At 70.7% G+C, this 22,006-nt stretch carries 19 protein-coding genes; 7 read left to right on the plus strand and 12 right to left on the minus strand.

The features are described 5' to 3' along the window. The first annotated feature begins 111 nt into the window (after positions 1–111). Positions 112–1,338 (plus strand): cytochrome P450, encoded by a 1,227-nt coding sequence (locus KCH48_RS12360; RefSeq protein WP_210573112.1) that lies wholly within the window; start codon positions 112–114, stop codon positions 1,336–1,338. Positions 1,339–1,364: 26 nt separating this feature from the next. On the opposite strand, the gene KCH48_RS12365 is transcribed toward KCH48_RS12360, so the two are convergent. From KCH48_RS12365 to KCH48_RS12390, 6 genes are all read right to left on the minus strand, one after another. Further along, on the minus strand, positions 1,365–2,408 hold the full coding sequence (locus KCH48_RS12365; RefSeq protein ID WP_210573114.1) for a hypothetical protein: 1,044 nt from the start codon (positions 2,406–2,408) through the stop codon (positions 1,365–1,367). 10 nt (positions 2,409–2,418) lie between these two features. Then, a complete protein-coding gene (locus KCH48_RS12370) occupies positions 2,419–3,636 on the minus strand; it encodes an ABC transporter permease (protein WP_210573115.1) in 1,218 nt (405 codons plus the stop codon). Further along, positions 3,633–4,373, minus strand: a complete 741-nt coding sequence (locus tag KCH48_RS12375; RefSeq protein ID WP_374104674.1) for an ABC transporter ATP-binding protein — start codon at positions 4,371–4,373, stop codon at positions 3,633–3,635. Before KCH48_RS12375 ends, KCH48_RS12370 begins: the two co-directional genes overlap by 4 nt. Next, the gene (locus tag KCH48_RS12380; RefSeq protein WP_210573117.1) at positions 4,370–5,920 is read right to left on the minus strand and encodes a hypothetical protein; all 1,551 of its coding nucleotides are present in this window, start codon (positions 5,918–5,920) and stop codon (positions 4,370–4,372) included. Before KCH48_RS12380 ends, KCH48_RS12375 begins: the two co-directional genes overlap by 4 nt. Positions 5,921–6,188: 268 nt before the next feature. Continuing rightward, on the minus strand, positions 6,189–6,686 hold the full coding sequence (locus KCH48_RS12385) for a hypothetical protein (RefSeq protein ID WP_246885198.1): 498 nt from the start codon (positions 6,684–6,686) through the stop codon (positions 6,189–6,191). 230 nt (positions 6,687–6,916) lie between these two features. Beyond that, entirely contained in the window at positions 6,917–7,300 is a 384-nt protein-coding gene (locus KCH48_RS12390) for a helix-turn-helix domain-containing protein (RefSeq protein WP_210573119.1), read from the minus strand. A gap of 106 nt (positions 7,301–7,406) precedes the next feature. Between KCH48_RS12390 and KCH48_RS12395 the strand changes: the two genes are divergently transcribed. Next, positions 7,407–8,255, plus strand: a complete 849-nt coding sequence (locus KCH48_RS12395) for an SDR family oxidoreductase (protein WP_210573121.1) — start codon at positions 7,407–7,409, stop codon at positions 8,253–8,255. A 10-nt stretch (positions 8,256–8,265) separates the two neighbouring features. Here the strand turns inward: KCH48_RS12395 and KCH48_RS12400 are convergent, their stop codons facing one another. From KCH48_RS12400 to KCH48_RS12415, 4 genes are all read right to left on the minus strand, one after another. Then, positions 8,266–8,922: a response regulator transcription factor gene (locus tag KCH48_RS12400; protein ID WP_210573123.1), complete on the minus strand. Its 657-nt coding sequence runs from the start codon at positions 8,920–8,922 to the stop codon at positions 8,266–8,268. Then, positions 8,919–10,235 carry a sensor histidine kinase gene (locus KCH48_RS12405; protein ID WP_210573125.1) on the minus strand — a complete coding sequence of 439 codons (1,317 nt, stop codon included), beginning with the start codon at positions 10,233–10,235 and terminating at the stop codon, positions 8,919–8,921. Before KCH48_RS12405 ends, KCH48_RS12400 begins: the two co-directional genes overlap by 4 nt. A gap of 129 nt (positions 10,236–10,364) precedes the next feature. Next, positions 10,365–12,581 (minus strand): MMPL family transporter, encoded by a 2,217-nt coding sequence (locus KCH48_RS12410; RefSeq protein ID WP_210573791.1) that lies wholly within the window; start codon positions 12,579–12,581, stop codon positions 10,365–10,367. A 148-nt stretch (positions 12,582–12,729) separates the two neighbouring features. After that, positions 12,730–13,350 carry a peptidoglycan-binding protein gene (locus tag KCH48_RS12415; RefSeq protein WP_210573128.1) on the minus strand — a complete coding sequence of 207 codons (621 nt, stop codon included), beginning with the start codon at positions 13,348–13,350 and terminating at the stop codon, positions 12,730–12,732. Positions 13,351–13,549: 199 nt separating this feature from the next. Between KCH48_RS12415 and KCH48_RS12420 the strand changes: the two genes are divergently transcribed. Both KCH48_RS12420 and KCH48_RS12425 read left to right on the plus strand, forming a co-directional pair. Beyond that, positions 13,550–15,892, plus strand: coding sequence for a sensor histidine kinase (locus KCH48_RS12420; RefSeq protein WP_246885199.1), 2,343 nt, complete (start codon positions 13,550–13,552; stop codon positions 15,890–15,892). Continuing rightward, positions 15,885–16,541 (plus strand): response regulator transcription factor, encoded by a 657-nt coding sequence (locus KCH48_RS12425; RefSeq protein WP_210573130.1) that lies wholly within the window; start codon positions 15,885–15,887, stop codon positions 16,539–16,541. Before KCH48_RS12420 ends, KCH48_RS12425 begins: the two co-directional genes overlap by 8 nt. A gap of 53 nt (positions 16,542–16,594) precedes the next feature. On the opposite strand, the gene KCH48_RS12430 is transcribed toward KCH48_RS12425, so the two are convergent. Further along, positions 16,595–18,259, minus strand: a complete 1,665-nt coding sequence (locus KCH48_RS12430; protein WP_246885200.1) for a lysyl oxidase family protein — start codon at positions 18,257–18,259, stop codon at positions 16,595–16,597. 168 nt (positions 18,260–18,427) lie between these two features. Further along, positions 18,428–18,883: a MarR family transcriptional regulator gene (locus KCH48_RS12435; protein WP_307840868.1), complete on the minus strand. Its 456-nt coding sequence runs from the start codon at positions 18,881–18,883 to the stop codon at positions 18,428–18,430. Between the two features lie 155 nt (positions 18,884–19,038). On the opposite strand from KCH48_RS12435, the gene KCH48_RS12440 reads away from it, so the two are divergent. The 3 genes from KCH48_RS12440 (at position 19,039) to KCH48_RS12450 (ending at position 22,000) form a co-directional block, all read left to right on the plus strand. Next, a complete protein-coding gene (locus tag KCH48_RS12440) occupies positions 19,039–20,007 on the plus strand; it encodes an alpha/beta hydrolase (RefSeq protein WP_210573135.1) in 969 nt (322 codons plus the stop codon). A 100-nt stretch (positions 20,008–20,107) separates the two neighbouring features. Continuing rightward, positions 20,108–21,034 (plus strand): peptidoglycan-binding protein, encoded by a 927-nt coding sequence (locus KCH48_RS12445; protein WP_210573137.1) that lies wholly within the window; start codon positions 20,108–20,110, stop codon positions 21,032–21,034. Positions 21,035–21,196: 162 nt separating this feature from the next. Then, a complete protein-coding gene (locus KCH48_RS12450; RefSeq protein ID WP_210573139.1) occupies positions 21,197–22,000 on the plus strand; it encodes a hypothetical protein in 804 nt (267 codons plus the stop codon). Positions 22,001–22,006: the final 6 nt, after the last annotated feature.

Below are 22,006 nucleotides of genomic sequence, written 5' to 3' on the forward strand. Positions count from 1 at the left end.
ACCGCTCCGGGCCTGTCCCGCATTCCGGCCACTTCCCTCCTTCCGCGTACGCCTCCACCGGATCACCATGGCCAAGTGCCGCGGTGTGCCGATGAGTTGGAGTGATCCCCGATGGACAAGTCGACGATCGACGCGATTCCGGAGTACGGGACCAGCAGGGCGCCGGGCTGCCCCTTCGACCCCGCGCCCGCCATGCTGGCCCGGCGCGAGGAAGGCCCCGTGGTGCGGGTGCGGCTGTGGGACGGCAGCACCCCGTGGCTGGTGACCGGATACGCCGAGCACCGGGCCGTGCTGAGCGATCCCAGGGTCAGCGTGGCCCCGACCACGCCCGGCATGCCGAGGCTGTCGCCGTCGGAGGCGCAGGCGGAGGCGACGGCGTCCGCGCTCAGCTTCATCCTCATGGACGACCCCGAGCACGCCCGGCTGCGGCGGATGGTCACCGGCGCCTTCTCCGTCAAGCGGATCGAGACGATGCGGCCGGTCGCGCAGCGCATCGTGGACGAGCGGATCGACACGATGCTGGCGGGCCCGAACCCGACCGACCTGGTGGAGGCGTTCGCGCTGCCGGTGCCCTCGCTGGTGATCTGCGAGCTGCTCGGAGTGCCGTACGAAAGCCATGACTTCTTCCAGCGCGACAGCAGGGTCATCATCAACCGTGACTCCACCGCCGAGGAGCGGCGGGAGGCCGCGATCCGGCTGTACATGTACCTGGACGGGCTGGTCGGCGAGAAGCTCGACGACCCCGGCGAGGACCTGCTCTCCGGGCTGACCGGGCGGATCAGGGCCGGTGAGCTGTCCCGCGAGGAAGCGGTGCAGATGGGCGTGCTGATGCTGTTCGCCGGGCACGAGACCACCGCGAACATGATCGCGCTGGGCACGCTCGCACTGCTGGAACACCCCGCCCAGCTGGACCGCCTGCGCCAGAGCGACGACCCGAAGTTCGTCGCCGGCGCGGTGGAGGAACTGCTGCGCTATCTGACCATCACGCACGGCGGCACACGGCGCGTGGCGCTGGCGGACCTCGAGATCGGCGGGCAGCTCATCCGCGCCGGCGAGGGCATCGTCGTCGTCAACGAGACCGCCAACCGGGACCCCGCCGTCTTCGGCGACGACCCCGACCGCCTCGACCTCGACCGAGACGCCCGCCGCCACGTCACCTTCGGCTACGGCATCCACCAGTGCCTAGGCCAGTCGCTGGCGCGCATGGAGCTCCAGGTCGTCTACGGCACCCTCTACCGCCGCATCCCCACCCTGCGCCTGGCCGCGGACATCGACGACATCCCCTTCAAGCACGACGGGTTCATCTACGGGGTGTACGAACTGCCGGTCGCCTGGTGACGGAGCCGGCCGGTCGGCTCCCGCGCTCAGCTGTCCAGCAGCGTTCCCGGCAGGTCGAAGGTCTTCGTGCGGCCCGTGGCCGGGTCCACCCAGGTCACCGACTTCTCGGTGTAGAGCAACCAGCCCGCCGAGGTGGCGGTGATGTCCAGGGAGGCCGCCACGCCCTTCACGCGCGCGCGGTGGAGTTCCTTGCCGGTGGTGGCATCGAGTTCCAGGATCTCGGTGTCGTCGTCCGACGCCGCCGCGATCAGGAGTGACGATCCGGTGGCCGTCACCGCGTCGACGCGGCCACCCGCCACCGTCACCGTCGTCGATGCGGCGGTACGGGTCAGCGTGGCCTTCGGGGAGTCGGCGGAGCTGGTGGATCCGGTGGACGTCGAGCCCACGATCACCGGGTGGCCGGAGGGGCAGGCGAGGTTGACGACGTCCAGCCCGCTCGGCACGGCGACCGGTGTCACCTTGCCGGTGGTCAGGTCGGCGCCCGAGACCTTGTTGCCGCCGGCCAGGCAGATGCGGTCCGACGCCGGGTCCGAGGCCGCCAGGTCGATCGTGCCGGGGATCTTCAGTTCACGCTTCGTGGTCCAGTTCGCGGGGTCCTTGACCAGCACGCTGGACGCGGTGGGGTGCTGCGCGGACTTGGCGTCCGGCAGCCCCGCCACCTCGGCGACCAGTGTCCTGCCGGGCAGCAGCCGCCGCAGGCGCTCGTCAGCGGTGAGGCCGTCGAGGACCTGGTCCTTGCGGGAGATCTCGTAGCGCCGGTCCGGCTTGTCTCCCTTGCGGGGCACGGTGAGCAGCCGGCGGCCGTCGGCGAGTTCGACGATCTGCGGGCTGACGGAGTCGTCGTCGTCGGACTGCTGGGGGACGACCGCGAGGCTCTGCGCCCGTGCCTTGTCCGGGTTGATCCCGACGACCGTGACCAGGCCGTCGACCCTGGCGAGCACAAAGGTCTTCGAGCCCTTCCAGTCCGTGCCCAGATCCACGCCGCCGGGGCCGGAGCAGGCGGTGGTCAGCACGGCCGTGGCGGCGAGTGCGGACAGAAACAGAGAGCGCCGTGTCGTGAAACGTGGCATGGGGGGTGGCTCACCAGTCCTTCATTGCATCTGTGGGGGACATCCTCGCGGCCCTGCGGGCCGGGGCCAGCGAACCGATCGCCACCACCAGCACCGTCAGGCCGAGAAGAAGAAGCAGCGGGCTCGCCGACGGCAGCAGCACCCAGCCCTTGACGTACGGCGCCAGCTCCGCGCTGTCGCGCAGCAGTGCCGCGGCACCTGAACCGAGCGCGGCGCCGAGCACCGCGCCGAGCAGTGCGGCCACGGCTCCGACCAGCGCCATCTCGGTGACCAGCATCATCAGCACCGACCTCGTACGGAATCCGACCGCCTTGAGGATGCCGATCTCCTGCGCCCGCTGCCGCGACAGCGCACCGGTCACGGTGACCGCGCCGACGAACGCCAGCACACCGAGCACACCGAGCAGTACCTGGCCGACCACCTTGATCATCTCCAGGACGCCGGGCAGGGCATGGAGCTGCTGCTGCAGGGTGACCGCCGGATAGCCCAGCCGCTGCACGGACTTCGTCACGTCCGGCACGTCTGCGCTTGTCCTCGCGACCACGGTGAGCTGGTCGTAGCCGATGGTGGAGAGGTAGGTCTTCTCCGGTTCACCGGACCGCTGGGCCGCCCACTTGACCACGGTGGAGTCGGCGGCGTACGCGGCGTCCGGGTTGTCCAGCTGCCAGGTCGGGTCGTAGACCCCGACGAGGCGGGCGTGGCCGCTGACTCCGGTCCCCTCGCCCTGCCGTACGAAGCGCGTGGTCTCGATGTCGATCTGCCGGCCCACGAGCCTGCTCAGGTCCACGCCCTGGGACGCGGCCGGGGCCACGATCTCGCCCGGCTTCAGCGGGAAGAGGTCCTTGCGGACGGACTTGGTGACCGGCGGCGAGAGGGCCGGACGGTGGGTCGTCGCGTACAGCAGGACGGTGTCGCCCGCCTTGGTCAGCACCCCGAACGACACCTGCGCCCGGTGCTGCACCGACTCGACGTGCGGCAGCTTCGCCAGCCGCGCGGCCGTACGGTCCGTCAACTGCGGTGTGTCCGGGCGGGAGTCGGGACGGTCGACGGTGATGCTGCGATTGGCGCTGCTCTCCTTGACCCCCGAGTCGGTGACGCCCTGGGCGCTGTCGGCGATGCCCAGCGCGCCCAGACAGACGGCGGCGGCGACCGAGACCAGTGCGACGAGACCGATCAGACGGCGGCGCAGGGCGCGGACATTGGCCAGCGCCAGACTGAAGACGTTCATCCGGCGTTCTCCGTCCGCGTGTTGGCCCTGGCCCGCTCGCCCGCCGGCGTCCTGGCCGCTTCCTGCGTGAAGGCGCCGCTCTCCAGGCGGTGCACCACATCGGCGAAGTCCGACACCGCCGGGTTGTGCGTGACCAGGAGCACCGCACGGCCCTCGTCGGCCAGTTCGCGGAAGAGCCCGAGCAGCACGTCCTCGCTCTCGGAGTCGAGGTTTCCGGTGGGCTCGTCGGCCAGCACCGCGGGCGGATCGTTGATCAGCGCCCGCGCCAGCGCCACCCGCTGCTGTTCGCCTCCGGAGAGTTCGCCCGGCAGATGCTCGGCACGTTCCGCGAGCCCGACCCGCTCCAGCAACGTCAGCGCGCGTGCCTCGCCCTCGGCGCGGCGGCCGACGTACGGCAGGACGACATTGCGCAGTGCCGAGTGCTGCGGCAGCAGGTTGTACGACTGGAACACGAACCCGAGCCGGCTGCGGCGCAGATCCGCCAGCGCACCGTCGCCGAGCCCCGTGACGTCCGTGTCCGCCACGAACACCCGGCCGCTGTCCGGCGGGGTCAGCAGCCCGAGGATGTGCAGGAGCGTGGTCTTCCCGGAGCCCGAGTGCCCGACCAGGGCCGTGACCTCGCCTCCTGACACGGCGAGGTCGACTCCGCGCAGGACGTCGACCCTCCTTCCGCGCAGGGTGTAGGACTTGCCTACGCCCTCGGCCCGCAGCAGTGCGTTCACCGAACTCTCGCTCACTTTCCGTTCCTTGTGGCCGGCAGCCGGCCAAGGGCGCCGTGCAGTTGTCGGTCCAGGGTCCACACGGCCCAGGTCGTCTTGAGATCGCAGGCCAGGTCCCCGCCGCCGACCTGGAACAGGTCGGGCAGCCCGGGACAGCCCCGGTACGGCGTGATGCCGCGTCCCAGGGCCTCGCGCAGCGGTGCGTCCAGTGCGCCGCCGGTCAGGGAGTAGGCCCGTACGACCAGGGCGTAGTGGTAGACGGAGGTGAACCGGCCCGGGTCGCGCGCCCACTGCTCCAGGCCGTCGGCGGTGATCCAGGAGGGAATGCCGTCGCGCCGTCCGCTGTCGGCGAGACCGACGGCGACCGTGGCCGCCGCGACGACCCGCTCCGGGGTGTCCGTGCTCCAGGTACCGATCTCCGGTACGGCCGTGGAGACCCCGGCGTCGGCGCAGTTGAGGGTGGTGCGCTGCCACTGGGTGGCGTTCTGCTCGGTCACGGTGGCGGGCAGTACCCGCGGGTCGGCGCACAACTGCCGTGCCTGCTCGCCAGTGCCGCCGCCCGCGGTGACCTTCCGCAGGGCGGCCCGGCTCAGCCGTTCGCCGGCCGCCTGGCCGGCGTCGGCGGACTTCTCCTCGCGGTCGAGGGCCGCCAGCAGCCGGGAATCCTCCCGCGACCAGTCGGCCAGTGCCCGCAGGCGTTGTACGAAGAGGGAGGCGTCCGGGTTGCCGATGTAGGCGTCGGGGTCGCGTACCGTCCCGTCGTCGAGCCGTTCGCCGTCGAGCCGCTTGAGCACCGGCGTGAACACCGTTTTGGGCGAGCCGGCCGCCTTGAGTATGTGGACCAGTTCGTAGAGCTGCTCGTACGGAAGCGTCGCGGCACCGTCCCTGAGCACCGGCTCCCAGACCCGGCGGTCCACGGCGGGCCGCTTGCCCGCGGCCTGTTGGATCAGCGTGTAGCTGTAGGTGTCGTCGAGCCGGGTCGCCCTGGCGTCCGGCGTGAGGTCGGCGAAGTCGTCCGTACGCGGCGCGGGGATCCCGGTGAGGCCGGCCGGGACGGGCTCCTTCAGCAGATACAGCGAACGGGCCAGGGCGCTGCTCTCGTCGAATGCCCGGGGCTTCTTCCCCGGCCTGTCCAGCGAGCGCAGCCAGGCGACGGTCGCGGACCGGTCCGCCGCCGGGAGGTCGTCCAGGCGCCCGAGCGCGTCGAGCACTTCGAGGGCCGCCCAGGTGGCACCGAGGTGTGCCGCCTCGCTGTCGTCGCCGAGGGCGGAGTCGACATACCAGCCGCCCTCGGCCCGGAGCTTGTGCACGGCCGCCGCGTCGCTCGCTCCCAGCGCGGCACCGGCACCGGCCCGCCGCAGCGGGATCAGCCAGTCGCGGCCCCAGAGCGGAGAGGTCTGAAGCGCTTGTCGGCGCAACGAGCCGACCTGCGCCGACGCCACACTCGTCTTCGGGTCGCCGCCCAGCTCGAACAGCGTCCGCAAGGCATAGGACTGCGCCTGCGGGCCGGCGGGCTGATTCCGCAGGAACGGGTGGTAGTAGTAGCCGTTCTGTTTGCTGACCAAAAGGTCGAATTGCCGGGCAGCGGCGGATTCACGCTGCCGGGAATCACCGGAAGAATCAGAGGTGGTTGTACATGAAGTGACGAGAGCGGCACATAGGACCGCCCCGGCCAACCGGGACGCTGGCTTTCCGCCGCGCGCCACCGAACCGAATTTCACCGAACGCCCCCGTGCGTCGTCCCTCAAATGTCACCGAGCAGCCCTGCCGGCCGCAGCGAAAAGTGCCACACCGCCGGGCCCTGACGGTGTGACACCCCTGCCTACGGGAAGATCAGGCAGCGCCCGCGTAGGCGCACTTCTCGCTGACCTTGATCGCGCTGGTCACCTGCGCCGAGCCGCAGCTCTTGGTCGAGACGTAGGTGGTGGTACCGCCCGGCTTCATCTGGCCGTAGGTGTCGGAGATGTTGGCGCTGGTGTTCCTCCAGCGCACCTCCCCCAGGGACCGGCTCTTCATGGTGAGCGTGGCCTCGGGGTTCTTGGAGATGGTGATGGAGACGCTGAAGCCGTGAGCCGCCAACTCCGTGCGGTTCTGGATCCACTTGGCCTTGCGGGGGTTGGTTCCGGACATCTTGGTCGACGCCTTCCAGTCGCAGGCGGTGACGTAGAAGCCGCAGTGCCAGGCGTTGATCGTGACCTTGTTGCCGCCTGGGAGGCCGACCGAAGTGGAGGCCGAGGTGGCGTGGGCCGGCGTGGCCGTCAGCACCAGGGCACCGGCCGCGACCGCGGCGGCTGCCCCTGACATCAGGCGCATGCGTATGGACTTGTTCATTCGATTGTCTCCCCGTGAGATACCGGAAAGCGGTTCCGGGTCAGGAAACCGCAAACGCCCCGGACCTGAATCTCAAGATCCGTTTGGCGCCCCCAATTGATACAGGAGGTCGTTTCAACGGCGCAATCCAGCCAGCGGTCCGCAGTGGGTGCGCCATGTCACACCGGGGAAATGGAACCCGCACTCGGGAAATTGCATCGCAGGAGCAAACCCCGCACCGCGACGGCCGGCTACCGCTCCGTGTCGTAAGCGTGCCGGGACTCTTCGACCTTCCCCAGGTTGTCCGACGCCCACTCCGCGAGGTGGGCGAAGAGTGGGGCGAGGCTGCTGCCGAGGTCGCTGATCTCGTACTCGACGCGGGGCGGGACCTCCGGGTGGTACGTGCGGACGACCAGACCGTCGCGCTCCAGTTGCCGCAGCCGCTGCGTCAGCACCTTCGGCGTGATCTTCGCGATCCGCCGCTCCAGCTCGACGAAGCGCTGCCGGCCGTAGGTGTGGAGGGCCCAGAGGATCGGTGTGGTCCAGCGGCTGAAGACGATGTCCACGACCGGGCTGATGGGGCAGGCGAGTTCGGGGTCGGAGGTCGACGTCCGGGTCTTCGCTTCGGCGGCCATGGGCACATCCCTCTGAGGTAGTCACTTTCCTATAGGTACCTACTATACCGACGGTGTTAGCGTCCTCCCGTTGGCGCAAATGCGCAGATCACAAAGGGAGTTGACCATGATCGTGGTGACGGGGGCGACCGGCAATGTGGGGCGGTCGCTCGTACGGATTCTGGTGGGTGCCGGTGAGCCGGTGACCGCGACCTCGCGCTCCGTCGCGGAGGCGGAACTGCCGGAACGGGTGGTGCGGAAGGCCGCTGACCTCACCGACGCGGAGAGCATGCGGCCCGTGCTCGACGGCGCCGACGCGCTGTTCCTGCAGGACGGGGGTCCGAGCGCCCATCGGCTGGACCCCGCGCACCTCGTCGATGTCGCCAAGGCGGGCGGCGTACGGCGGATCGTGCTGCTGTCGTCCCAGGGGGTGGCGACCCGGCCCGGCTCCGCCTCGCACGGGGAGGTGGCCCGGTCCATCGAGGACGCCGTACGGCAGTCGGGGCTGGAGTGGACCGTCCTGCGGCCCGGCGGCTTCGCCTCCAACACCTACGCCTGGGCCGAGTCGGTGCGGACGACGCGGACCGTCACCGCGCCGTTCGGCGATGTCGGGCTGCCCGTCGTCGACCCGGACGACATCGCGGCGGTCGCGGCCGTCGCGCTACGGGTGAGCGGTCAACATATCGGGCAGGTCTACGAGTTGACCGGGCCCGCTGTCGTCACGCCCAGGCAGCAGGCCGCGGCGATCGGGGCCGCGCTCGGCGAACCGGTGCGGTTCATCGAGCAGTCCCGTGCCGAGGCCCGCGCGCAGATGCTGCGGTTCATGCCCGAGCCCGTCGCCGACACGACCCTCGACATCCTCGGCGAGCCCAACCCGGCGGAGTTGCGGATCAGCCCGGACACCGAACTGTTCCTCGGGCGGGCGGCGGAGACGTACGCCGGGTGGGCGGAGCGCAACGCCGCCGCCTTCCGGTGACCGCCCGCGCTCACGCGGGCCGTACCAGCCCCGCGTCATAGGCGAAGATCACCGCCTGCACCCGGTCCCGTGCCCCGATCTTCGCCAGCACCCGGCTCACATGGGACTTGACCGTGGACTCGGCGAGCGAGAAGCGTTCGGCGATCTCGGTGTTGCTCCAGCCGGTGGCCATCGCGGTGAGGACCTCGCGTTCGCGTTCGGTGAGGGCGGCGAGGCGGCGTTCCTGATCCGGGGTCCGGCCCGGCAGACGGTCGGTGAAGGCGTCGATGAGCTTGCGGGTCAGGCCGGGCGCGATGACGGCGTCCCCGACGGCCACCGCCCGGATGCCGGCGATCAGTTCGTCCGGCAGGGCGTCCTTCAGCAGGAAGCCGCTGGCGCCGGCACGCAGCGCCGAGTACGCGTACTCGTCGAGGTCGAACGTGGTCAGGACGAGGACCCGCGAGCGGCCGCCGGACTGGACGATGCGGCGGGTGGCCTCGATGCCGTCCATGCCGGGCATCCGTACGTCCATCAGCACGACGTCGGGGCGGAGTTCGGCGGCCATCCGGACCGCCTCGGCGCCGTGCGTGGCCTCGCCGACCACGCTCAGGTCGGGGTGCTGCTCCAGGAGCATGCTGAAGCCGAGCCGCTGCAGGGCCTGGTCGTCGACGATGAGGACGGTGGTCATAGGGGGCGCTTCTCCGTGGAGGTGGATGCCGGGGTGGTCGCGATCTCGAAGCGGGCGTGGACGGTCCAGCCGCCGCGGTCGTTGGACCCGGCGGTGACGCTGCCGCCGTACAGCGCGGCGCGTTCCCGCATGCCGACCAGGCCCCGGCCCTCGTCGCCCACGCGCGCGTGCAGCGACGGTCCGGTGTCCTCGACGGTGAGGTCCACGGCGGTGTCGTCGGCGGTGATCGTGACCTGGACGGTCGTGTCGGGCGCCGCGTGCTTGAGGGTGTTGGTGAGGGCCTCCTGGACGACGCGGTAGACGGCGAGCTGGAGGCTGGGCGGCAGGTCGGTGCGGTGGCCCTCGGTGTGCAGGGTGACGGCGGGGCCAGCGGCGCGAACGCGCTCCAGCAGCGGGGTGAGATCGCTGAAGCCCGGCTGGGGGGCGAGAGGGGTGCCTTCGGCGGTGGTCTTCTCGTCGTCGCCGATGACGGCGAGGAGGCGGCGCAGTTCGGCGAGGGCGCCCCGGCCGCTGTCGGCGATGATGCGCAGCGTCTCGGCGCCGCGCTGGGGTTTGGCTTCGGTCAGTCCGGCGGCGCCGTTCGCGAGGCCGACGATGACGGCGAGGGTGTGGCCGAGGATGTCGTGCATCTCGCGGGCGACGCGGGCGCGTTCGGCGGCGGCGGCGAGCCGGGCACGCTGGTCGCGCTCCACCTCCAGGCGCAGGGCGCGTTCGTGCAGGGCCCTGATGTACGCGTTCACCACCCGGCCGACCAGGCCCGCGGCGGCGACCGCCGCCACGAGGGCCGACTGGATGATCGCCACCACCGGAGCCTGCAGGCCGATGTCCCGGCCTTCGTCGCGCAGGACGGTGGCCACGGACGTCTGCGCGACGGCCACGCCCACACAGACCGCCAGCTGAACGGGCCGGCTGCTGCGGCCCACATTGAGCAGCGCCAGCACGCGCGCGGACTCGGACCCGGTGTTGGCGTCCAGAGCGATGGCCACCGTGGAGCCGACGGAGGTGAGAGCGAACACCAGGATCGGCCGCTGCTGCCGCCACAGCAGCGGGATGCAGAGGGCGGCCATCAGGACCAGCAACGTCGGTACGCCTGGCCCGGCGCCGTCCCCCGCGTCCTGAAGCGCGGGAACACCGAACCACGCGCAGAACAACGGACCCGCCCAGCGCCTGACCCAAGGACGATTCCGGTCGGCCTGCGCCACCCGCGTGAGCGCACGCATGACCGCGACGTCCGAGCGCCGCTCGGCCCCGCCCAGCAGAGTCTCGGGCGGGACGGAGGCCACCGGCTGCCCGGTGGCGGTCGGTCCTGTCACGTCGCGTACGCCCTCTCGGTACAGGGGCCGCCCGCCGGTCCCCGGGGGGAGTGGGACCGGCGGGCGGGGCGGGTGGTCACGGCCGGGGCTCGGGGCCGTACGCCTGCTTCGGATCGTACGGCCGACCGGTCAGCCCTTGCCGGTGGGCACGGGCTCGGGCTCCCGGTCGCTCTCCGGGGCCTGGTCGAGCAGGTGCCGCAGCTTCTCGCCCTCCACGTCCACGTTCGGCAGGAGGCGATCCAGCCGGCCGGGCAACGACCAGGCGCGGCGGCCGAGCAGGGCCATGACCGCCGGGACGATGGTCATCCGGACCACGAAGGCGTCGAGGAAGACGGCGGCGGCGAGGCCCAGGCCGATCGACTTGATCATCGCCTCGTCGCTGAAGACGAACCCGGCGAACACGGAGATCATGATGACCGCGGCGGCCGTGACCACCCGGGCCCCGTGCCGGAAACCGGCGACGACCGCCTCCCTCGCCTCGGCCCCGTGGACGTACTCCTCCCGCATCCGGGTCACCAGGAAGACCTGGTAGTCCATCGCGAGGCCGAACACCACGCCGACCAGGAAGATCGGCAGGACGCTCACGATCGGGCCGGTCTGTTCGACGCCGAAGAGGTCCGCGAGCCAGCCCCACTGGAAGACGGCGACGACGACGCCGAGGGTGGCGAGGACGCTGAGCAGGAAGCCGGCGGCGGCCTTGACCGGGACCAGGATCGAGCGGAAGACCAGCATCAGCAGGACCAGCGCCAGGCCGACGACCACACACAGGTACGGGATCAGGGCGTCGTTCAGCTTGTCGGAGATGTCGATGTTGAGGGCGGTGGTGCCGGTGACCATCAGCTCGGCGCCGGTGTCGTCGTGGAGCTGTGGGCCCCGGTCGCGGATCTCGGAGACCAGGTCGACGGTCTTCTCGCCGGCGGGGGAGGAGCCCGGGACGGCGCGGATCAGGGCGACGTCACCGGCCTGGTTGAACGTCGCGGGGCTCACCGAGGCGACGTCGGGCAGGCCGTCGAGGAGGGTGACCGCGTCATTCGCGGCGGCCTTGGGGTCGTCGCTGCCGCGCGCGTCGACCACGACTGTCAGGGGGCCGTTGTAGCCGGGGCCGAAGCCGTCGGTGACGGTGTCGTAGGCGGTGCGCTGGGTACTGCCGGGGCTCGCGGACTCGTCGCCGGGCATGCCGAGTTGGAGCGACAGGGCCGGGATGGCGAGCAGCAGCAGACCGGCGACCGAGACGCCGAGGACCTTGACCGGGTTGCGCAGCACGAACTTCGACCAGCGCACCCCCATCGGCTCGCGCTCGCCGCTCTCGATCGCCCGCATCCGGCGCGACGTGAGCTTCCCCGTCGCGATCCGGGGACCGGCGAAGCCGAGCATCGCGGGCAGCAGGGTGAGCGCGATGACCACGGCGACGACGACCGCGAAGGCGGCGCCGAGACCGATGTCGGACAGGACCTTGATGCCGATGACGCTCAGCCCGGCCAGCGCGATGACCACGGTCAGCCCCGCGAACACCACCGCAGAACCGGCCGTACCGAGCGCCCGCCCGGCAGCCTCCTCCGGCTTGTGCCCGTCCCGCAGCTCCCCCCGGTACCGGGAGACGATGAACAGGGCGTAGTCGATGGCGACCGCCAGGCCCAGCATCAGCGCCAGCGTGCTGGTGTTGGAGCTCAGGTCGATGAACGCGCTCGCGACGGTGATCCCCAGGATCGCCGCGCCGACCCCGAACAGCGCGGTCAGCAGCGGCAGTCCGGCCGCGACCAGCGAGCCGAAGGTGATGACCATGACGACGGCGGCGACCGCGATACCGATCAGTTCGGCCACGCTCTGGTGGGGCTGCTCCTGGACGGCGTTGCCGCCCATGCTGACCGCGAGACCCGCCCGCTCGCCCTTCCCGGCGATCTCCTCCAGATCGTCACGGGCCCGGTCGGTGACCTCGGCCTCCGCGACCTCGTACGTCACCTGCGCGTAGGCGACCGTGCCGTCCTTGCTGACGGTGCCGCTGGTGTACGGGTCGGCGACGCTCGCCACCTGCCGGGCCTTCCCGAGGTCCGCGACGAGCGACTCCACCTCGGTCTTGTGGACCCCGGACGTCAGCTTCTGCCCGTCCGGCGCCTCGAACACCACCCGCGCCGTGGCCCCGCCCGCCGACGCCTGCGGAAACTCCTTCTCCAGCAGGTCCAGCGCCTTCTGGGACTGGGTGCCGGGAATGGTGAACGCGTCGGACGTACTGGCGCTGACACCGGCGGCCCCGATGCCGACGGCCGCCAGCACGGCTATCCACAGCATCAGGACGAGCCGTCGGCGCCGGAACGAGAACCGGCCCAGCCGGTAGAGGAACGTGGCCACGGAGAACTCCCGGAGGGGGTACGAGGAACGTGCCCCCACGCTAGGAACGTATTGCCGCGACTCCTTGGGCCCGGAGAGGTGAATACGGCCGCCGGCACCGGTACTGCGGTGCCGTGCGGCCGTCATCCGTCGGGTGTACTCCCCGCGGCTAGCCGCAGGCGGGCAGGGTGCTGCGCGAGAAGTCGCGCACGCTGCGGGTGGTCTGGGCGTTGTCGCTGCCGTACCTGCCGACCCAGACCACGAGCTTCTCGCTGTTGTAGGTGTCGGCGTAGACGTGGCCCTGGGCTTCGATCCGGTCATCCGCGAGGGCATCTCCCTCAATGGGCCAAGAGCTCTGCGCCGTGTAGAGATTCCAGTTGGCGTTGTCGCCCGAGTTGTTCCACACGGAGAAGCGGAAGGACGTCGAATTCGCCTTGCACATGTACACGGTGATCCCGGCCTTCCAGCCCAGCGCCTTGCCGTAGGTCGCCAGCTTCCGCCAGGTCTGGGGTCCGACCTTGCCGTCGACGCCGATGTTGGCGTCGTCCTGGAACGACCGGACGCGGCTGCGCGTCCCCGAGCCGTACACGCCGTCCACGTCGAGCCCGCCCAGGTTCTTCTGGAGCACCTTCACGCAGGTGCCGGTGGAGCCGTAGCTCAGGTAGGTGCTGGAACAGGACGCGGCCTGCGCGGAGGGAGCGGACGCGGCGACGAACGCGAACGTCGAGGCGACCACGGTGAGGGCTGTGGCCGAAGCCGTCAGCGCACGGTTGCGAGGGGTGGCAGACATGGCGGACCTTTCATCGCTGGAGAGTGAGGTCGTGCGCGGCCGCCACGGCCGGTGTCAGCCCCCGTACGCCCCCGTACGACGGGGACAGTAGCCCGCCCCGGTCGCTGAGTGTGACGGTCGTTCGCCCCACAAGGTCAATTACCCTTGTTCCATGCGGCTCGGGGGACACGCGGGGAACAGGGCTGGAGTCGCTGATCCCATGGACGGGTCCAGGGCCGGCGAGCGCCTGGTGATCGGGACCCTTGAGCGGTACGGAGTGTGGCTGCGGTCCACCGTGGTCTGCCTGTGCGGTGCGTTGGGCGTCGTCTCGGCGGACGGGGCGGAGATCGTCCCGGCGATGTCTCTGCTGGGGCCCGCTCTCCTCGCCTGCGGTGTACGGCTCTACGCGCTGCGCCGCCCGCTCCCGGCCGCCGTGCTGTGGACGTCGGACGCGGCCGTGCTGGTGCTGACAGGACTGTCTCAGCCGGTGCTCGGCGGCGACAGCGCTGATGTGATGGTGGAGGCGATCGTCAGCATCAGCGTCATCACCTCTCAGCACGAGTGGGGGACGCGACCGGCGGCCGGGGCCGCTCTGGCCGTGTCGGGGATCGCCGTCTGCGCACTGGGCGACGTCCTCTCCTCGCCCACGCACAGCCCGGAGTTGATACCCCTGGTGCGCATGGTTGTCGAGGTGGGCCTGTCGAGGGGCGCCTACCTGATGGTCCGGGCGCGGGCCAGGGCGGCGGACGGGGCGGCAGCGGCCAGGGCGGCGTCGCGCCGGGAGGCCGAGGTCGCCGCCGCACGGAGAGCAGCCGAGCGCGAGTACCTGGCGACCCTGCACGACACGGCGAGCGCGACGCTGCTGATGGTCTCCCAGGGCGACGGCCGGGACTGGTCGTGGCTGCCTCCACGTGCCAGACAGGATCTGGAGGCCCTGTCCGCCGTGCCCGGATTCGAGACGGGGAACGTCGACCTCGCGGCACTGCTCGACTGCGTGCCCGAAGGTGAGGGACAGGCCAGGGTGCAGCTCAAGACGCACATCGACGGCCCGCTCGTCATTCCGTCCGGCCCAGGGCTCGCGATGTTCAACGGGGTCCGGGAGGCCGTCACCAATGTGGCACGCCATGCCGGGGTGCGGGAGGCGGAGCTCAGGGCATGGACCGAGGAGGACGGCACCGTCGTCGTCGAACTGTCCGACGCGGGACGGGGCTTCGACCCGGAGTCCGTCCCCGCGCGGCGCCGGGGCATCTCCGGTTCCATCATCGGCAGGATGCACGCGGTATCGGGCTCCGCTTCCGTCACCTCACATCCGGACACCGGGACCCTCGTGCAGTGGCGCTGGCAGGGCAGGGCCCAGGCGCCACAGGCAGATGACGGAACGCAGATGACGGGCATACAGCGTCCGCCCCGCGCCCAGGCACAGCACACGGCTGTCGTCCGCCTCATCCGCGGGCAGCTGCTGTACGGGGCCCAACTGGCCGCGCTGCTGATCAGCCTGGTGTCGCAGTTCACCACCTCGCTGCGCATGCTCATGGCCTACCAGGACGTGTACCGCCCCGCGTGGGCACAGACAGCGGCCTTCGTCTGCCTCGCCGCCGTCGCGGTGAACGGGGCCGCCCATCTGCTGCGCGGCAGGCAGATCCCGTCGCGGGTGCGCTGGTGGAGCCTGGGCGCGGTGCTGACGGTTTCGGCGACAGGCGCGTTCACGCTCCCGCCGGAGCGGTTGGCAGGGCCCGAGGACTGGGTGTTCGGACTGGTCGGCTGGCACGCGCTGTTCCTGCTGGCAGACCTGCGGGTCAGGGTGTTCGCGGCGTTCCTCGGGGCGCATATCGGGCTCAACGCGACCGCTGTGTTCCTGTCGGGGGCGCCGACCGCCGTGGAGTCGGCCGCCATGGGGATCTCCGTCTGCGGCTTCCAGCTCTCCGTCGGTGTACTGCTGACGCACCTGCTCCACGGCACGGCGCCGGCAGCGGGCACCGCCGCCGCACAGGAGGAAGAACTGCGCACCCGGGAACGCATCCACGAGAACATGCAGCGTGATCACAAAGAGCGTTACCGCGCCCTGATGGCGACGACCGTGCCACTGCTCGTGGGCCTCGGCCACGGCGTGCTGAGCCCGCACGACGAGGACGTCAGGCTGCGGTGCGGCGTGGAGGCGGCCCGTATGCGCCGCCTGTTCGCGGAAGGCGACGCCGTCCTGGACCCGCTGCTGAACGAGGTGCGGGCGTGCGTCGAGGTGGCCGAGCACCAAGGGGTGACGGTGAGTCTGGCCGTACGAGGCCGGCCGGGTGAGGTGCCTGTGGAGGTACGCAGGGAGTTGGTCGACCCGGTGGCGGTGATCCTGGGCCGTACCCGCTCGACCGCGCGGGTCACCGTCGTGTGGACACCCCGCGCGGTACGCGTGAGCGTGATCGGCGAGGACTGCACCGACGGCCCTGGCACGCCGGAAGCCACGGACGCGAAGGTGAGCGTGGCCAGAACGACGCGCGGCGGGAGTGTGTGGGTGGAAGCCGACTGGAAGAGACCGGACCGGCGGCCTGGGGAGTTGAGCCGACATGAGTGACAGCGCACCGGTCAGCGTGGTCGTCGTCGACGACCATCCCGCGATCCTCTCGGGCGTGGAGGCGTGGTACGCCGCGTCGCGGCGGCCCATCACCGTGGTCGCGGCCGGCGGCTCCGTGGCGGAAGCCTGGACCGAGCCGGGCAGCACGGCCGATGTCGTCGTCCTGGATCTGCAACTGGGCGAGGGCGGCCCCGCCTTCGGCAGCCTGCGACGCCTCGTCGACGCCGGGCGGCAGGTGGTCGTCTACTCGATGCGGGACGACGAGCAGACGGCGCTCAGCTGCCTGGACCTGGGAGCCGCGACCTTTCTGACCAAGAGCGAGGGCCGGGACCACCTGGTCGAGGCGACGCTGGCGGCGGCCGACGACCGGCCCTACATGCCGCCCGCGCTGGCCGGCGCGCTGGGCACGAACACCCGCGCCGACCGCCCCCAGCTCTCCCTGCGCGAGGAGAACGTACTCATCGAGTGGTTCCAGTCGGAGTCGAAGGAGCTGGTCGCCCAGCGTCTCGGCCTCTCCGTCCGGACGGTCAACTCGTATCTGGACCGCGTGCGGATCAAGTACGCCAACGTCGGCCGCCCCGCGCGGACCAAGGCGAGCCTGGTCGCCCGCGCCATCCAGGACGGGCTGGTCGACGTCAACGACCTCTGAGAACACCGCACCGGCTCGCTGACACGAACCGGTGCGGCGACCATCGGTTGTGACTAGCCGGCGTTGATCAGGTGGTGCGGCGGCACCTTCACCGTGCGGGCGCCCGGCTCACCGCCCAGGACGACCTTGCGCACGGCCACGTTGTTGGTGGTGTGGGTCTCCTTCAGGCGCTTCGCCGGGTTGGCGATGACCTGGATGTAGTACGTGCCGTTCGGCACGTCGGTGATGTCGAAGGACTGACCGGGAATGTCCTGGGTGTACGTGTCACCGGAGCCGACGTCGAGGACCTCGCGGACGGAGATGGAGTTCTCCTCGCCGCAGGCGGTCGACAGATCGGTGTTGTACGGCTTCCAGTTGGCGTTCTTCACCGTGTAGTCGACGGCGTCCGTGTTGGCCAGGCAGAACGCCTCCTTGCCGCTGCGGACCTCCTTCGTCTGGTCCGCGCTGAGCAGGCGGTAGCTGGCGAAGTCGGTGAAGTGCCAGTGCTCATGGCCTTCGCGCGGGTCCCACTCCATGGTGCCGGTGGGGGTGTAGCCGACCTGCTTGCCCTTGGCGTCGTAGAAGTACTGGTAGGCGTCCATCAGCTCCTTGCCGGGGCTGCGGAAGCCGTCCACGACGAGGGGGGCGGGGCCCGCGTTCCAGACGTTGGCGCTGAAGGCGAGGTAGTCCTTGCCGGGTGCGTCGCCGTCCTCGCCGTCGCTGATGGCGATGTTGAAGGCGGGCAGGGACCGCAGGTCGGGCTTGGGCACGTCGGGGACGCTCGCCCGGCCGATGGGCCGCTTGGTGGCCGGCTTCAGTGCGGGCGCGATACGGGAGCCGTCGGTGTGGCCGCGTCCGTCACCCAGGTGGTGGGCGAGGCCCCGGTCCTCGAGGGCGTGCGAGAGGGCGCCCGGCGTGGGGGCGTCGGGACCGTGGTGGCCCGCGTGGCCGGCGGCCTGATGCCCGGCGTGCCCTGAGTGGCCGGAGTGGGCGGTCAGTCCCACGCCGCCGCCCCCGTCGCCCTGCTGCTGACGCACCGTCACCTTGATCGTCGGCTGGCTGTCGGGGATGCCGAACAGGTCCCGGTACTTCTTCGCCACCCGCACCTTCGCCGTGTACTGACCGGCCGGCAGGTCCAGCGGCTTGTCGTAGTCGAAGGTGCTGGAGTTGGACGCCCAGCCCTTCTCCACGCCCCACACCGAGCCCAGCGTGAACGGGTTGGTCGGGCAGCTCTCCGGATAGTGGTTGGTCGCCGCGCCGTCGGGACGGATACGGCCGGAGGCGTTGTTCGGGCAGTAGGTGCCCTTGGTCTTGGCCACCTCCTGGCCGGCCGTGTTCTTGACGGACACCTCCAGGAAGCCGGGCAGCCCGGAGAAGTCCTTCACCAGGCCGGCGGGGAGGGTCTTGGTCGTGGTCTTCTTGCCGTCGCGCAGGATCTGCTGGGCGACAATGGGGTCCTTGTACGACTTGCGCTTGACCTTGAACTCCAGCGGCGCGTTGTCGACGGTGACGTACGTCCCCAGATCCAGGTAGACGCCTGCCTGCCCGTCCCACTCGTAGCGTTCGAGTGTCACGGAGTTCGAGGCGGCGATCAGCTTGAGCTTCGGCTTGCCGGGTGTGCTCGACGGCGCCGCCCCGGCGCCGGGAGCGGTGGCGGCGACTCCGGCCACGACGGCGAGCGCCGCGGAGACGGCGAGTGCCGAGCGTTTCACACGCGTGCGGTGTTGCTGACTGGTCATCGATTCCTCGTCTGCGAGTGCCATGGTCAATGGCATCGGACTGGACAGTCCAGGAATCCGCCGGCCTTCGTGAACCCCCGGGCCGAACGGCTCTGTGAACAACCTGTGAGACCGGTAAATCCGGTGTGCGGGTTGCCTGTTGGGGGGAGGGAGTTTCGAGCCGAAGGGTCAGCGTTCGGTGACGTTCGCCGTCAGCAGCCGCAGCAACTGCTTGGCCTGCGCGTCCTGTTCCGGGGTCAGCCCCATCGCGTCGCCGATGGCGAGGGGCACGGCGGCGGCCCGTTCGCGGAGTTCGGCACCCGCTTCGGTGAGGCGGATGGCGACGGAGCGCTCGTCCTCGGGGCGGCGTTCGCGGTGGAGCAGCCCGCTCGCCTCCAGGCGCTTCAGCAGCGGGGAGAGGGTGCTGGACTCCAGCTGGAGGGCGGCTCCCAGGTCCCGTACGGAGATGGAGTCCTGCTCCCACAGCACCAGCATGACCAGGTACTGCGGATAGGTCAGGCCCAGCGCGTCCAGAAGCGGGCGATAGCGGGTGGTGACCGCCCGGGATGCCGCATACAGTGCGAAACAGAGCTGGTCGTCGAGGAGCAGCGAGCCCTCTCGCGCGTCCGGTGCCGCAGCGCTCACGTCGCCCTCCTCCATGTCTCCGAGCTGTTCGTTCACCGTACATGTTCAAGTCTACCCGATTCGATCGAGCACAAATGAGTTGCGCGCGACTTAATAGCGCAGTACCTTCATGGTGTGCCGCCGCCCACGACGGCACCCGATCCGAGGAGATCGCCATGACTGAGAGCACCGCCCCCCGCCCCGTCCTGGAACCCGCCGCCCAGGCCTTCACCGAGGCCACCGCGAACCCGCCGTACCTCTTCGACCTCGACCCCGCCGAGGGCCGCAAGGCCGTCGACGAGGTGCAGTCGGGCGAGATCGAGAAGCCCGAGGTCGACGAGGAGTGGATCACCGTCTCCGGCGGCCCCACCGGCAGCGTCCGGGCGCGCATCGTCAAGCCCGTCGGCGCCCAGGGCACCCTCCCGGTGATCATCTACATCCACGGCGCCGGCTGGGTCTTCGGCAACGCCCACACCCACGACCGGCTGGTCCGCGAGCTCGCGGTGGGCGCGAACGCCGCCGTGGTCTTCCCGGAGTACGACCTCTCCCCCGAGGCCCGTTACCCGGTCGCCATCGAGCAGAACTACGCGGTGGCCCAGTGGATCGTCCGCGAGGGCGCCGCCAAGAACCTGGACGCGGCCCGGATCGCCGTCGTCGGTGACTCGGTCGGCGGCAACATGAGCGCCGCGCTGACCCTGATGGCGAAGCAGCGCGGTGACGTCCCGCTCGTGGCGCAGGTGCTGTTCTACCCGGTGACGGACGCGCGCTTCGACACGCCCTCCTACCACCAGTTCGCCACCGGCTACTTCCTGCGCCGGGACGGCATGCAGTGGTTCTGGGACCAGTACACGACCGACGAGGCGGACCGGGCCCAGATCACCGCGTCCCCGCTGCGTGCCACCACCGAGCAGCTCACCGGCCTGCCCCCGGCCCTGGTCATCACCGGCGAGGCGGACGTGCTGCGCGACGAGGGCGAGGCGTACGCCAACAAGCTCCGCGAGGCGGGCGTCCCCGTCACCGCGGTCCGGTACCAGGGCATCATCCACGACTTCGTGATGCTCGACGCGCTGCGCGGGACGACCGCCGCGGAGGGCGCGATCCGTCAGGCGATCAGCACCTTGCGCACGGCCCTCGGCACGGACTGACGCAACACTCCTGCTACAGACGCTCGAGCCTCCTCCGCTCTCACCGCCAATGCCCATACATTTCAGGGCAGTTGGTCAGGTTGACCAGGAGGAGGCCGGAGTGAGCACCAAGACAGGACCGCAGCGGTACCCCGGAGCGAGCCGCGCGAACTGGTACCAGGACGACTTCGGCGGCGACGCGATGGAGGTCAACGTCGTCGTGCTGCACACCACCGAGGGCCGCAGCCTGCCCGGATACGGCGGTGGCGGCTCGGCCCCGAACCTCACGGCCGTGCCCGACCTCTCCGCCAAGAAGCTGAGGTGGTACCAGCACTTCGACATCGAGTCCTCCTCCCGGGCGCTGCAGAACCTGCGCGGCGGCGTCGAGACCAACACCCTCAACGTCTGCCAGGTCGAGCTGGTCGGCACCTGCGACCCCAAGACGCACAAGAAGTGGCAGGACGCCGGGCAGTCGCACATCTACTGGCCCGACGCCCCGGACTGGGCACTGCTGGGCGTCGCGCGCTTCCTCGCCTGGATGCACGAGGAGCACGGCGTTCCGCTGACGGGCCCGAAGGCATGGCCCGCCTACCCGACGTCGTACAAGAACGGCGGCGGCCAGCGGATGTCCGGCGCGAAGTGGAGCGGGTTCAAGGGCGTGTGCGGGCACATGCACGTGCCGGAGAACGACCACGGCGACCCCGGCGCGATCGACTTCGCCCGCCTCCTCAAGCACGCCAAGGCGGACCTGGACCTCGACGACGACAACCCGTCGGAGACCGAGCCGTCCAAGCCCTCGAAGCCGAAGGTGCCCGCCTACCCCGGCCGCAAGTACTTCCGCGAGGGCGCCTCCAACAAGTACGTCCTGCAGCTCGGCAAGCAGCTCGTCAAGCGCGGCTTCGGCGACCACTACCGCGTCGGTCCCAGCCAGGCCTGGGGCGAGGCCGACCGGCTCAACGTCCGTGACTTCCAGAAGTCCCGCAAGGAACTGCGCGGCGACGCGGACGGCTACCCGGGCCCGCTGACCTGGCGACTCCTGTTCTCGTAACCGCCCACAACGGACACCGCATGCACCCCGTGTCACACGCGGGGTGCATGCGGTCACAGGTCAGGGAATCTGCGCAAGAGCACCACAGGTACTGCACACAGGCTTTCGAAAGCCTCGTTAGGTTGCTGGCCAATCACCGCCGTCAACCCAGGAAGACCAGAGATGGACTACTGCACCACGTGTCGCCGGCACCTCAACGGCGCCCTGGTCTGTCCCGGGTGCGGCGCCTACGCCCCGGACATAGCCCCGATGACGATGGCCGGCTGGTACCGCCGCCCGGACGAGCCGGAGACCGGGCCCGCCATGGACGAGACCGACCCCGGGCAGCCCGTGATGGACGACGACACGGAGGTCCAGGCCCCCAGCCACGCCCCCGTCGCGTCCCCCGCACCCCACAGCGGCCGGGCCGCGCGGCGCCGGCAGCTCGCCCGGCTGAAGAAGCACCAGCGCCGGGCCATGATCGCGACCGCCGTCGCCCTGGTCGGCGGCGGCCTGAGCTTCGCCACGATGGACCGCGGCAACAACGACCGTGCCGAGGCGGCCACGACCCCGGACGACACGATCATGGGCGGTACGGGCCAGGAGACGACCGGAGTGGAGGAGGAGACGCCGAAGCAGGACACCGGCCCGGCCTCACCGACCCCCACCGCACCGGCCTCCGACCCGGCGTCCCCCAAGATCCCCGGTCAGCAGTCCGGCAAGCAGTCCCCCAACACACCGCAGACCACGCAGTCGCACAAGGTCATCACCCCGGAGACCCCGCAGCAGCAGCGCCAGAGCCTGCCCCTGCTGCCCAGCACCCCGGACACCCCGGCGACCACGCCGACGCCGACGCCCACCCCCTCCGCCTCCGCGTCGACCGCCCCCGTCGCTCCCTCGACACCGTCACAGACACCTTCCACCCCCGCGCCGACCTCGCCCTCGTCGTCGCAGCTGTGCCTGCTGGTGATCTGCCTCGGCGGCTGACAGCAC

Origin of the sequence: Streptomyces sp. GESEQ-4 (genome assembly GCF_017948455.1) — a bacterium.
In the GTDB taxonomy this organism is placed as follows: Bacteria; Actinomycetota; Actinomycetes; order Streptomycetales; family Streptomycetaceae; genus Streptomyces.